Raw genomic sequence first — 12,808 nt, 5'->3', positions numbered from 1 at the left:
CGGCCTGCCTTTCCAACCTGCAACAAGAATATAATGGGGCTCACCCCGAGCGAGGGCGCGCGGGGCATCACAAAGGCACACAGGTGGCAGACCGGAGCACAATCAGGATGGGGGCGGCCTTGCGTGCCCTGACGTTCGCCATGGCTTGCGTACTGGTCCCCGCCTGCGCCCAGACGCCGCTGGAGCAGCGCCTGGTCGATATCCGGGAACAGAGCCGCTTCGTACCGGACCAGGCGCTGGGCGCCCTGCTGCGCCTGCGCGCGGAGATTCCCGATCCCACTCCCGAGATGCGCGCCGAGATCATGGTGCAGCTGTCGGCTGCCCGCATGCGCCTGGGACGCCACCAGGAAGCCCTGGCCGACGCCGAACAGGCCATCGCGCTCGGCAAGCAGGAGCGCAGCGACTACATCCTCGCCAAGGGCATGCTGGCCAAGAGCTACGTGCTGTTCGCGCAGGGCGACGTGGCGGCTTGCCACCAGCTCACCTTCCAGGCCGAACCGCTGGCCCAGGGAAGCGGACGCAAGGAGCTGCAGACCCAGTCCCTGGTCTCGTCCGGCCAGGCCTATGCCGAGGAAGGCAACTTCCCTGCCGCGCTGGCCAAGCTGCAGGCCGGGGTCGAAATGTCGCGCAGCGTGCCGGACCGCACTTACCTGGCGGCCGCGCTCAACAAGCTAACCCAGCTGTACACCCAGATGAAGGAGTATGAGAAGGGCTTTGCCACGCTGGACGAGCAGCTGGCGGTATCGGCCGCGCTCAATTCGCCGGGCCGCATGGCGATCGCCAGAAGCACCGAATACGGGCTGGCAATCGACGCCGGCCAGCCCAAGCGGGCCCTGCGCGCGCTGGTGGAAGGACTGGCGCTGGAGCGCCGGCTGGGCGCGCGCCAGATGGAGGCCAACACCCTGGTCAACCTGGCCGACGCCTACCTCAAGCAGCGCGACCATGCTCAGGCGCTGCAGTTCAGCACCGAGGCCCTGGCGGCCGCGCGCCGCCTGAACGATCCCGCGCTGGCCAGCACGGCCCAGTTCAACATCGGGCAGGCGCTGCTGGGGCAGGGCCGGGTGGCCGAAGGCAAGAAGCATGTGGAGGCCGGGCTGGCGTTCTACTTCAAGAGCGACAACAAGCCCGACCTGCAATCGGTGCTCCTGGAATACGGCGAAGCGCTGGAACGGGCGGGCGACTACCGGGGCGCGATCCAGGCGTACCACCGCGAGCGCGAGCTCTCCAGCGAGCTGTTTGAAAAGCAGCGCCAGAAGGCGGTGCTGGAGCTGCAGGAAAAATACGAGACCGAAAAAAAGCAGCGCCAGATCGACCTGCTCAGCCGCGACAACGCCATCAAGGGCGCCGAGATCGACAACCGCCGCCTGCAGCAGCGCGTGTGGTGGCTGCTGGCCCTGGTGTTCGCGCTGGCTGCCGCCGTGGTCGGCCTGCTGTACCGCAAGGTGCGCCACACCAATGCGCGCCTGAAGGAAAAGAACCTGGAGCTGAAGGCGCAGAGCACGCTCGATCCGCTGACCTCGCTGTACAACCGGCGCCACTTCCAGGACTACATGCGCAGCCTGGACCTGGGCCTGCCGGCGGTACCGGAACAGCGCAACCCGCGCGCGGACGACCTGGTGGGCGCCCTGTTCCTGCTGGACGTGGACCACTTCAAGCACATCAACGACACCCATGGCCACGCGGCCGGCGACGCCGTGCTGAAAGCGATCGCCGACAGCCTGCGGGTGGCGCTGCGCGAAACCGACATGATAGTCCGCTGGGGCGGCGAAGAATTCCTGGCCTTCCTGCCGGCGGTGCCGCGCGACAGCCTGGACGAAGTGGCGCGCCGCATCCTGTCCAGTATGGCGGACACGCCGGTGCTGCACCAGGAGCGCGAGATCACGGTGCACGTCTCGGTGGGCTTTGCGCCCTATCCCCTGATCCCGGGCGACGCCGCGCTGCCCTGGGAGCGGGCGGTGAACCTGGTGGACATGGCGCTGTACCTGGCCAAGGCCCACGGCCGCAACCGCGCCTACGGCGTGCGCGGCTTCGCCCATTTCGAGCAGACCTCGATGGAAGCCATCGAACAAGACCTGGAGCGCGCCTGGCGCGCCGGCCACGTCGACCTCAGCATCGTACTGGGTCCCTCGGCCACGGTGTCCACCCCCGGTGTCATGTCCAACCCCGGTGTCAGGTCTGCCATTGGTACATGAGGCTGCCTAAGCAAGCGAACTCATGTACCAATGGCAGACCTGACACCAAAGAGTGGACACATGTACCAATGGCAGACCTGACACCAAAGAGTGGACAACAAAGGGTGGACACTGCCGCCGGCACTGCGGCGGCGGGGGGCGTTATTTGCCGGACTTTTCGCGGTCTTCGCGGGCCTTGTCCTGCAGTTTTTCGCCGGCTTGCTCCAGCTTGCGGCCGGTGGCGTCGGTGGCTTCGTTGAGCTTGTCGCCGGCCTTGTCGGCGGCCTGGTCCAGCTTGGCGCTGGTTTCCTTGGCGGCCTCGGACATCTGGGCGCCAGCCTTGTCGGCCGCCTCGCTCACCTTGGCGCCGGCATCGTTCAGCTTGGCGCCCGCTTCGGCCGTGGCCTGGTCGATCTTGCGGCCCGCCTGCTCGGCCGGACCGGCTCCGGTGGTGTCTTCTTTTTTCTGGCAGCCGGCCAGGCCGGCCAGCGCAAGGGACAGCGCGCACAGCGCGCTCAGGGTACGGATAGTGGTCATGTCTGGCTCCTGAATAGTTGTACGCGGCACAACACCGCTTGAACCGGAGCATACACAAAGCCGCGCCTTGCCAGCGCACGGCATGACGGACTCAGGTGTCCGCCACGCTCTTCTTGGGCGGCGGCGGCGGAGCGTACTTGATTTCCTCCGACTCCGGCGCACCATCCAGGCAGTCGGATTTTTCCAGCCAGTTGCGCAGCTTTTCCATGCGACGTATCAGGATGCCCTTGCTGCTGATGTAGCCGACCTGCTCGAAATTATCCTGCTTGACCACCATCTTGGACACGGTGGGCAGATTGTCTATCAGGCGGTCGAAGGCCTTGCGCGCCTTCTGCTCCCACTTCACCAGATTGGGCTCGTTAAAACGGTTGCTTTCGTAATATATCGTCAAGGTGCGGTCATGATTGCCAAACCCGACCACGGCGGCGCCGCTGCGGATGGCCTCCAAAATGTCGGCCTTGGCGTTCGGCGTGGGGACGAACAAGGCCGCGCGGCCCGTCGCATCCGGCCGCTCCAGCGGTAAATCCTGTCCCATCAAGGTAGCCATAAACACCCTTCGCGCATAGTCGGCCGAGTTTCCACACGGCTATATTTTGCCGATTCTACCTTGCCCCCCTCCCCCTGTACAAGGAAAACGAGGCTTTCAAGCAACGTATAATGCTGGCGATATCACCGTAATCCGCCCTGCCATGACTTCCGCCCCCTTCACCCCGCGCTACGGCGCCATCCCCGATACGGCCGTGGACGCCGCCGCCCGCAACGTGGCCGACACCCTGGCCCACGCCATAGGCCACGCCGCCCCGCACCATGCCTTGGTCGTGTACGACACTCGCACCGACCTCAGCCGCGCCCTGACCGAGGCCTACCGGCGCGCCGCGCCGGACGCCCGCTTCGTCGATTTCGACAGCGTTACGCCGGACCAGGTGCTGGCCGGCTTCGCCACCCTGGCGGCCGGCGACCTGGTGGTGCTGATACAGTCGAGCAGCTTCCGCCTCGAGGCTTTCCGCATCCGCATCGAGCTGTTCAAGCGCGGCCTCAAGGTGATCGAGCACGTGCACCTGTCGCGCATGCCGGGTGAGCAGGGGCTGGCCTACATCGAATCGCTGGCCTACGACCCGGCCTACTACCGTGGCGTGGGCCACGCACTCAAGGCCCGCATCGACCGCGCCGCCAGCGCCGTGGTGGATAGCGGCGGCGAGCGCCTGGTGTTCGCCTCGCCGCTGGAACCCGCAAAACTCAATATAGGCGACTACAGCGGGATGAACAATGTCGGCGGCCAGTTCCCGCTGGGCGAAGTGTTCACCGAGGCCAAGGACCTGGAGGCCGTCAGCGGCCGGGTGCGCGTGTTCGTGTTCGGCGACACCTCCTTCCACGTCAACCGCCCGCAACAACCGATCACCATGGTCGTCGAGCGCGGCCGCGTGGTGGGCGCCGAGAACAGCACGCCGGAATTCGACCGCATGCTGGAGATCATCCGCGCCCACGAGGGCGAGGTGTGGCTGCGCGAGCTGGGTTTCGGCATGAACCGCGCCTTCTCGCGCGAGCGCATGGTGAGCGACATCGGCACCTACGAACGCATGTGCGGCATCCATCTGTCGCTGGGCGCCAAACATGGCCAGTACCAGAAGCCGCAGTTCAAGCGCAAGGATGCGCGCTACCACGTGGACGTGTTCGCGGTGACGGAGGCGGTCTACCTCGACGACCAGCGGGTCTACCGCGACGGCGCCTGGGACTTGCCGTCCTGATTAATCAGCCACCACGTCGTAGTCGGTGAACAGTCCACCGGCGGTCAGGTAAACCAGCACCTTGCGCGGCGGCTTGCCGTCCGCATGGAACGCCAATACGCTGGCGACCTTGCCGCCGTGGCGCTCGAACCCGGCACCGCCCACCGCTTGCTCGTGCAGGAAGGTCAGCGAGGTGATATTCGCCAGTTCGCCGACCGGATCTCTGCCAAAGTCGCGCTTGACGCCATCGGCGGCCAAGGGCGAGCTGGATAGCGCGGCGCCGCCCGGCGCGGCGGCGATAATCAGGGCTTGCAGCCCGGCGGTACGGGCTGGATCCGGATCCGGGCGCGACGCCAGCGTGTGCATCAGCGGGCCTATGCGCGGCGCCAGGCTGGTCTTGTCCTTGGTCCTAACTTCCACGCCCGCCACTTCGCCGCGCGCATCCAGGACAAACAACAGCTCGCAGTTACGCGACGTCGAGTAAAACCGGTGCTGGCCGGTGGGGATGAAGACTTCGTCAGGGAAGCCGCCGGCAATGGCCAGCAAGCGCCCCTGCTGGACGTCGAAGCTGCCCATCACGTTATTGGCCAGCTCATAGCGGCCGGCGTAGCGCGCCAGCGTGCCGGCGTCGGCCGGGATGGCGGCCGGCTTGAGCAGCACATCCTGGTCCGCGTTAGGCCAGTGGTAGGCGCGGGCGATGGCGGCTTCCAGCCGCAGCATCATCCTCGAATTGTCGTTGGTGTTGATCATGATGACGGCGCCCTGGCCGGTGCGGGAAAACGCCGTCAGCATCGTATCGAAACCCTGGTCGCGCCCGCCGTGCAGGAAGCGCTGCGCCTGGCCGCTCCCTTCCAGGAAGATACCGAGGCCGGCGCTGTCTTTTTGCGGCGTCAGCATCTGCTGCGCCAAGTCGGCCGGGATGACCGGATTGGCGCTGCCGGCCAGGGCCTGCTGCAGGCCGATCGCGAAGCGCGCCAGGTCCGACGCGGTGGCCCACAGGCCGGCCGCCGCCATTTCAGGATAGGCATGCCAGCGTCCGGCCACCACGCTGCGGTCGGCCAGGTGGCCGCTGGCGTTCAGGCGCGCCCGTTCCGGCAGCGGCGGCTGCTGGTAGGAGCTGGCGTTCATGCCCAGCGGCTTGAGGACGGCATCGCGCATGTAGTCTGCGTAGTCCTGCCCGCTGACGTCGGCCACCAGCTGCTGCATGACCGTAAAACCGCCGCCGGAGTAACGCATCCTGCTGCCCGGGGCGATATCCACGCGCACCGGCGCCGTGTTGGCGGGCGCCTCGCCATTGAGCACCTGGGCCGTGGTCGGCAGCGGCGCGCCGCTGGCGTAGCCGGGAAAGCCATGGACGGTCAGCCCGGCGCTGTGGCTGAGCAGCCGGCGCAGCGTCACCTTGTTTTCCGCCGTCAGCGCATTGTCCGGCACCTTCCACGTGACCAGCCTGGTGTTGACATCCTCGTCCAGCGCCAGCTTGTCCTGCGCCACCAGGTGCAGGGCGCCCAGCGCCGCCACCGGCTTGCTGACAGAGCCGGCCTGGAACAGCGTGTCCACCGTGACCGGGGTGGTGCCGCCCAGCTCCGTCACGCCATAGCCCTGGGCCCTGACGATCTTGCCGTTCTCGATGATGGCCAGCGACAGCCCGGGAATCCGGCGCTGCTTCATCTCGGCCCGGATCACGTCGTCCAGCTGGTCGGCATGGGCGCCAGCGCACAGCAGCACGGCGGCGATGGCGAGGGAACGACGCTTCATGGGCACTCCTGGCGGGTCGAATGCGGCCATCTTGCTAGAACATCATTAAAATGACGACAACAATCTGCTCTCGTTCAAGGCGCGGTCCCAGGGCGGCACCGGGTGGTAGGCGGCCACCAGGAAATCGATCAGGGCGCGGACCTTGGGCGACGGCTGCCTGCTGGCCGGATACAGCGCGCTCAAATGGTTGAGTGGCAGTTCCCAGTCGCCCAGGACGGGCGCCAGCGAGCCGTCCAGCAGGCTGCGCCAGGCGAGGAAGGTGGTGCTGTAAACAATGCCCAGCCCGCGCTGCGCGGCCTGCTGCAGTACCAGCCCGTTGTTGGCCGTGAACGAGGCCGGCACCCGCACCGCCTGCCGCTCGGCGCCGCGCGTGAAGTGCCATAGCGTGCCGTCGGTCAGATGGCTGAAGTGCAGGCAGCGGTGCTGCTGCAGATCCTGCGGCGAGCGTGGCGCGCCATGCTGCGCCAGATAGGCGGGCGAGGCGCACAGCACGCCGCGGCACGGCGCCAGCGGCCGCATGGCCAGCGCGCGCACGTCCGGAATACCGCCCACCCGTATGGTCAGGTCGAAGCCATGTTCGATAGGATCGAGCAGCGCGTCGTCCACGAACAGCATAGGCTCCAGCAGCCGATGCTGTAGCGCGAAATCGGCCAGCGCGCCCGCCAGCCACTCACTGCCAAAGCTGGACGGCGCCTGTATCCGCAGCGGCCCGGCCAGCTCGTCGCCGGCCTGCGCCACCACCCGCGCCGCTTCGCGCGCCTGCGCCACCGCCGCCGTGCACGGCTCCAGGTAGGCCCGGCCCACGTCGGTCAGGCTCACTTCGCGCGTGGAGCGGTGCAGCAGGCGCGCACCCAGTTTGTCTTCCAGCTGCAGCACATGCTTGCTGACCATGGCGCGCGTGAGGCCCAGGCGGCGGCCCGCCTCGCTGAAGCTGCGCAGGCGTGCCACTTCGACAAAGATTTCCATTGCGCGTAACTGATCCATGCTTGCATTGTCTTCAATCTGGCGACAATGTGTCAACCTTTTGCCGATTGTGATGGGCGCCGGCGCTACGTACAATGCCCCATCACCATCCTGCCGGAGCCTATCCATGCTGACCGAAGCCCAGAAACAACAGTACCAGCGCGATGGCTACATCGTGCTGCCCAACTTCAAGAGCGCCGAAGAGATCGCGACCCTGCGCGCCCGCGCGGCTGAGATTGTCGCCGATTTCGATCCCAGCGTAGCGGCCGGCATCTTCACCACCAAGGAACAGGAAAAGAAGGCCGACGACTACTTCCTCGGCTCCGACAACACCATACGCTGCTTCTTCGAGGAGGAAGCATTCGGCCCGGACGGCCAGCTGAAACAGGACAAATCCCTGTCCATCAACAAGATCGGCCACGCCATGCACGACCTGGACCCGGGCTTTCGCGCCTTCACGGCCGATGAACGCCTGGAACAGCTGGCGCGCGACCTGGGCCTGGAACAGCCGCAGGTATGGCAATCGATGTACATCTTCAAGCAGCCCGGCATAGGCGGCGAAGTGCGCTGGCACCAGGACGCCACCTATTTCGACACCGATCCCATCAGCGTGACCACCTTCTGGTTCGCGCTGGAGGACGCCACCCTGGAAAACGGCTGCATGTGGGCAGAACCGGGCGGCCACCGCACGCCCATGCGCGAGCGCTTCATCCGCGAGGGCGATCAGGTGCGGGTGGAAAAGCTGGACGGCACGCCCTGGCCCGACAACAGCACCGCCGTGCCGCTGGAATGCAAGGCGGGCAGCCTGGTGTGCTTCCACGGCCTGCTGCCGCACTACAGCGCGCCCAACCGCTCGCCGGTGTCGCGCCACGCCTATACCCTGCACGTGACGGATGGCCGCACCCGCTACTCGCCGCGCAACTGGATACAGCGCGACGCCTCCTTCCCGGTGCGCGGTTTCGTCTGAGGCGCAGTCCAAAATGCAGATCCTGATCCTCGCGCCCCAGTGGGGCAACAACGCGCTGCCGGCCGACGTCTTCATCGCGCAAGTAAAGGAAGCGGGCTTCGACGGCATCGAGATGTCCATGCCGCTGGACGCCGCCGTGCGCGAGGACTGGGTGCGGCGCATTGCCGAGGCCGGCCTGGCCCTGGTGTGCGCGCAGTGGGAGACCGTGTTCCACACCGATTTCGCGGCCCACAAGGCAGCCCTGGCCGAGCACCTGCACAATGTGTGCGCGGCCAGGCCGCTGCTGGTCAATTCGCAGACAGGCAAGGACTACTACACCCAGGCCCAGAACCGGGAACTGCTGGAGCTGGCGCAGAACATCTCGCGCCAGCACGGCGTGCCCATCGTGCATGAGATCCACCGCAGCCGTTTCAGCGCCCATCCCATGCTGCTGCGGCCCTACCTGGAGCAACTGCCGCAGCTGGAGCTGACGGCCGACCTGTCGCACTGGTGCTGCGTGTCGGAGTCGCTGCTGCAGGACCAGCCGCACACGCTGGCCGCCACCCTGCCGCACGTGCGCCACATCCACGCCCGCGTGGGCCATGAGCAGGGACCGCAGGTGGCGGACTTCCGCGCACCGGAAGCGCAGGCCGCGCTGCAGGCGCACCTGGGCTGGTGGGACGAGATCGTACGCCTGCGCCGCGCAGCCGGCGCCGAGCGCCTGACCATCACGCCGGAATTCGGGCCCGCGCCCTACACCCAGACCCTGCCCTACACGGGCGCGCCGGTGTCCAGCGCCTGGGAACAGAACGTGGCCATGCTCCAGCTGCTGCGGGCACGTTACCGCTAACGCAGCACCTTCATAAAGCGGTGTCACATTAAAGCGGTGTCAGGTCTGCCATTGGTACATAAAGCGGTGTCAGGTCTGCCATTGGTACATGAGCTTGCTTTGTAAAGCGGACTCATGTACCAATGGCAGATCTGACACCGGGGTTACCGGGGTTACCGGGGTTACCGGGGTTACCGGGGTTACCGGAGTTACCGGGGTTAGACGCCGGCTGTGTTCTACGCAGGGGAGCGTGGCAGCACCAGGGTTACCGTGGTGCCCTGCCCCGGCGCCGAGCCGACCTGTATGCTGCCCTTGAGCACCCCGGTCACGATGTTGTACACGATGTTCATGCCCAGCCCCGAGCCGCCCTGCCCCAGCTTGGTGGTGAAGAAGGGATCGTAGACCTTGCGCAGCACTTCCTGCGTCATGCCGACGCCGTCATCGCTGTATTCCAGCCTGACCTTGTCCTCGCTCTGGCGGCGCGCCACGATGCGGATGGCGCCGCACTCGCGGCCATCGAAGCCGTGCAGCAGGCTGTTGGCGATCAAATTGGTCAGCACCTGGGTCAGGCTGCCCGGATAGGAATCGAAACGCAGCCCCGGCTCCACGTCCACCTGCACGCTGCAGGACCGGCGCCGCATCTGGGCGGCGTAGGTGGCCAGGGTGTCGCTCACCACCTCGTCCAGCAGGAACTGACGGCGCTGGCCGCTGCTCTGGTCCACCGCCACCTGCTTGAAGGAGTTGACCAGGTCCGCCGCCTTGGTCAGCGATCCGGTCATGATGTAGCAGGCGTTGCGCGCCTCGGCCAGGTGGGCCTCCAGCGCCGAGCGTTTCAGCCCACCCTCGCGCTGCAGGCGCTGCTCGAATTCGTTCACCATGTCACTCAAGGCGCTGGCGGTCAGCAGGCTGTTGCCTATCGGGGTGTTGAGTTCATGCGCCACGCCGGCCACCAGCGCGCCCAGCGAGGCCATTTTTTCCGAGGTGATCAGTTCGGACTGGGCACGCTCCAGCGTGACCAGCACCGCCGCCAGGTCGGCCCGCGCCTTTTCGGCGGCAGCCTTTTGCTGCGCCAGTTCCTGCATATTGTGTTCCAGCCCGTGCTTGGTGGCGACCACGCGCCGGAAGGCCGACAGCAGGGCTGCGATCAGGGCGCTGATGATCACGCCCGCCACCACGATCAGCATCACCGGCAGCTGGTCGCGGCTGTAGCGCGGGCTGGCCTTGCCCTCGAAATGCAGCTGCCAGCGGCGCTGGCCCACCAGCAGGGTGGTGCGCGTCTCCAGGCCGGGGACCAGGGCCGGGCCGCCGGACGCGCCGACCCGGCCCTGGCTGTCGAACAGCAGCGTGTCCACGCCGGGCTTGGGCATGCTGCCGTCGCCGTCGTAGCCGGCGTCGTCGATGCGCACCCGCAAATGCTCCAGCAGCGGCGTGTCTATCACTTCGCGCATCAGGGTGTTGACGCGGAAAACGATGGCGACGAAGCCGAGCAGCGCGGCACGCCGCTCCTCGGCCGTCTGCAGCGGCGCATCGTTGCGGTACACCGGGGCGCGTGCGATGAAGCCGGCTTCGCCGCTGCTGTCCTGCACCAGGGTGATGCGCTCGGTGCCGACGATCTGGCCGCTGGCGGCGCCCATCTCCAGCGCGCGCAGGTGGATGGGCAGGCCGGCCAGGTCCAGGCCGAAGGCGTTCTCGTTGCCCTTGAGCGGCTCGGTGTACTCGATGATGTAGTGCTGCTGGCGCCGCGTGACGGGATGTATCCGGAAGCCGGGATAGCCGCCCGGGTCGATGCTGGTGTCCTGCCGCACGGCGGCCGTGTAGCGCTCCAGTTGATCCTCCGGCACCACGCGCACGAACTGGATGGCCTGGAAGCCCGGATAGCGCTGCGCCACGCGCAGCTCGCGCACGAAGCGCGTAAAGCGGCCCCGGTCTATGCTGCCGTCCACCGCGACCATGCCCTTGAGCGCATGCAGGATGTCGAAATACGTCTGCAGCCGCACCGAGGTGTCGCGCATGACCTTGTCGGCGTCGCGCTGGAATTCGTTGCGCACCTGCTGCTGCTGGGCGTCCATCACGAACATGGCGGTCCAGGCGGTCAAGCTGAGGCCCGCCAGGAAGGCGGCGTAGGCGCGTACGCGCAGGCGCATTGCGGCTTAACCGGCCTCGGCCAGGGCCGGGTCGTTGTCGTCGCTATATTGTTCGGCGATGGCGCGGAATTCCTCCTCCACCATCAGCATGGCGTCCACCATGTCGGGGTCGAGGTGCTCACCGCTACTCTGGCGTAGCATTTCCATCGCCGTCTCGTGGGTGAAGGCAGGCTTGTAGACGCGCCGGTTGACCAGGGCGTCGTACACGTCGGCCACCGCCACCAGGCGTGCCGAGACCGGGATCTGGTCGCCGGCCAGGCCCTGCGGATAGCCGGAGCCATCGTATTTTTCCTGGTGCGAGTGGGTGATCTCGCGCGCGTAGCGCAGGAAGGTGTTGGAATAGCCCAGGTGGCGCTCGACGTTGACGATGGCCTGGTGGCCGTACACCGTGTGGAGCTTGACGATCTCGAATTCCTCCGGGGTCAGGCGGTCGGGCTTGAGCAGGATGGCGTCCGGTATCGCCACCTTGCCAATGTCGTGCAGCGGCGCGGCCTTGAACAGCCACTTGATATTCCCCTCGCTGAACTCGCCCTCGAAGCGCGGGTGGCCGCGCAGCTGGCGCGCCAGCGCCGCCACGTAGTGCTGGATGCGGCGCAGGTGGTTCACGGTCTCCGATTCGCGCCGCTCGGCCAGCGAGGCCATGGCCCATATCATGGCGTCCAGCATCTGCTGCAGCTCCAGCGTGACTTCCTCCACCAGGTGCTCCAGGTGGTTGCGCTGCTGCTTGAGCAGTTCGCGCGCGCCGCGCAGCTGGATGTGGGTGTCGACCCGGGCCAGGAAAGTTTCCGCCACCAGCGGCTTGTGCAGCACGTCGGCGCCGCCCTCGCAGATGCCGCGCACCTCGTGCGCGTCCTGGCCCGATTCGAGCAGGAAGATGATGGGAATGGCGGCGGTGTCCGGGTTGGACTTGAGCTGCTGGCACACCGTGTAGCCGTCCGGATCGGGGACGTCCACGTCCAGCAGGATCAGGTCGGGACGGGGCAGCTGCTGCGCCAGGCGCACGGCGGCGGCGCCGGTATTGGCCAGCTTGACCTCGTACTGCTCCTGCAACAGTCCGTTCATGTAGATAAGGTTGTCCGATGCCTCATCGACTAACAGCACAATGGGCTTAGCTCTGGTGTTCATGCACTGCTTCTCCCTGCGGCGTGGTGGCGCTCTTGCAGCCATGATACCCGAGCGGTGTTGCCAGACAAAAAATTTTTGCCTCACACGGCGCTTGCAATTCAATCGCACGCTATCTATACTGGATTCATGACGACCGACACCCCCTCCCCGCAACAAGTCCCGCGCCTGGACGGGCAGCTGTGCTTTTCCCTGTACTCGACCTCATTGGCCATGAGCAAGCTGTACCGCAAGCTGCTGCGCCAGCTGGGGCTCACGTATTCGCAATACCTGGTGATGATGGTGTTGTGGGAAAAAGACCAGCTGACCGTGTCCGAGGTGGGTGAGCGCCTGTTCCTGGACTCGGCCACGCTGACGCCCCTGCTCAAGCGCATGGAACAGGCCGAGCTGCTGACGCGCGCGCGGGCGCGCGGCGACGAGCGCCAGGTGATCATCTCGCTCACGCCCAAGGGAGATGCGATGCGCCACGAAGCGGCCAGGCTCCCGCCCGAGATCCTGCAGGCCACGCGCTGCAGCGTGCAGCAGCTGGTGGACATGAAACAGCAGCTCGACGCCCTGCGCGCCAGCCTCATGGCCAGCGCCTGATTGTGCCGCTTTCCGCACGGCTGGCCGTGCGC

Annotated in this window: 11 protein-coding genes; 5 read left to right on the top strand and 6 right to left on the bottom strand. The window is 66.6% G+C overall.

Going from position 1 to position 12,808, the window contains the following annotated elements; genetic code table 11:
• The first annotated feature begins 119 nt into the window (after positions 1-119).
• Positions 120-2,192 (top strand): tetratricopeptide repeat-containing diguanylate cyclase, encoded by a 2,073-nt coding sequence (locus ACLB1G_RS26840; protein ID WP_491630335.1) that lies wholly within the window; start codon positions 120-122, stop codon positions 2,190-2,192.
• 141 nt (positions 2,193-2,333) lie between these two features.
• Here ACLB1G_RS26840 and ACLB1G_RS26835 read toward each other — a convergent pair whose 3' ends face one another.
• Positions 2,334-2,708 carry an apolipophorin gene (locus tag ACLB1G_RS26835; protein WP_491630334.1) on the bottom strand — a complete coding sequence of 125 codons (375 nt, stop codon included), beginning with the start codon at positions 2,706-2,708 and terminating at the stop codon, positions 2,334-2,336.
• Positions 2,709-2,799: 91 nt separating this feature from the next.
• Positions 2,800-3,255, bottom strand: coding sequence for a hypothetical protein (locus ACLB1G_RS26830; RefSeq protein WP_491630333.1), 456 nt, complete (start codon positions 3,253-3,255; stop codon positions 2,800-2,802).
• A gap of 142 nt (positions 3,256-3,397) precedes the next feature.
• Between ACLB1G_RS26830 and ACLB1G_RS26825 the strand changes: the two genes are divergently transcribed.
• Positions 3,398-4,453 carry a M29 family metallopeptidase gene (locus tag ACLB1G_RS26825; protein ID WP_491630332.1) on the top strand — a complete coding sequence of 352 codons (1,056 nt, stop codon included), beginning with the start codon at positions 3,398-3,400 and terminating at the stop codon, positions 4,451-4,453.
• Here the strand turns inward: ACLB1G_RS26825 and ACLB1G_RS26820 are convergent, their stop codons facing one another.
• Together ACLB1G_RS26820 and ACLB1G_RS26815 are read right to left on the bottom strand one after the other, a co-directional pair.
• Positions 4,454-6,187, bottom strand: coding sequence for a serine hydrolase (locus ACLB1G_RS26820; RefSeq protein ID WP_491630331.1), 1,734 nt, complete (start codon positions 6,185-6,187; stop codon positions 4,454-4,456).
• A 45-nt stretch (positions 6,188-6,232) separates the two neighbouring features.
• A complete protein-coding gene (locus ACLB1G_RS26815) occupies positions 6,233-7,171 on the bottom strand; it encodes a LysR family transcriptional regulator (protein ID WP_491630330.1) in 939 nt (312 codons plus the stop codon).
• Between the two features lie 106 nt (positions 7,172-7,277).
• On the opposite strand from ACLB1G_RS26815, the gene ACLB1G_RS26810 reads away from it, so the two are divergent.
• Entirely contained in the window at positions 7,278-8,117 is an 840-nt protein-coding gene (locus tag ACLB1G_RS26810) for a phytanoyl-CoA dioxygenase family protein (protein ID WP_491630329.1), read from the top strand.
• A gap of 13 nt (positions 8,118-8,130) precedes the next feature.
• Entirely contained in the window at positions 8,131-8,946 is an 816-nt protein-coding gene (locus ACLB1G_RS26805; RefSeq protein WP_491630328.1) for a sugar phosphate isomerase/epimerase family protein, read from the top strand.
• A gap of 215 nt (positions 8,947-9,161) precedes the next feature.
• Here ACLB1G_RS26805 and ACLB1G_RS26800 read toward each other — a convergent pair whose 3' ends face one another.
• Positions 9,162-11,069 (bottom strand): CHASE domain-containing protein, encoded by a 1,908-nt coding sequence (locus ACLB1G_RS26800; protein ID WP_491630327.1) that lies wholly within the window; start codon positions 11,067-11,069, stop codon positions 9,162-9,164.
• Positions 11,070-11,075: 6 nt separating this feature from the next.
• On the bottom strand, positions 11,076-12,194 hold the full coding sequence (locus ACLB1G_RS26795; RefSeq protein WP_491630326.1) for an HD-GYP domain-containing protein: 1,119 nt from the start codon (positions 12,192-12,194) through the stop codon (positions 11,076-11,078).
• Positions 12,195-12,320: 126 nt separating this feature from the next.
• Here ACLB1G_RS26795 and ACLB1G_RS26790 point away from each other — a divergent pair, with 126 nt between their 5' ends.
• On the top strand, positions 12,321-12,776 hold the full coding sequence (locus ACLB1G_RS26790) for a MarR family winged helix-turn-helix transcriptional regulator (protein WP_491630325.1): 456 nt from the start codon (positions 12,321-12,323) through the stop codon (positions 12,774-12,776).
• Positions 12,777-12,808 lie beyond the last annotated feature (32 nt).

The sequence above is a fragment of the Duganella kummerowiae genome (genome assembly GCF_053572355.1).
Note: the sequence above shows the minus strand (reverse complement) of the source record. Positions and strands in the feature narration are given on the sequence as shown.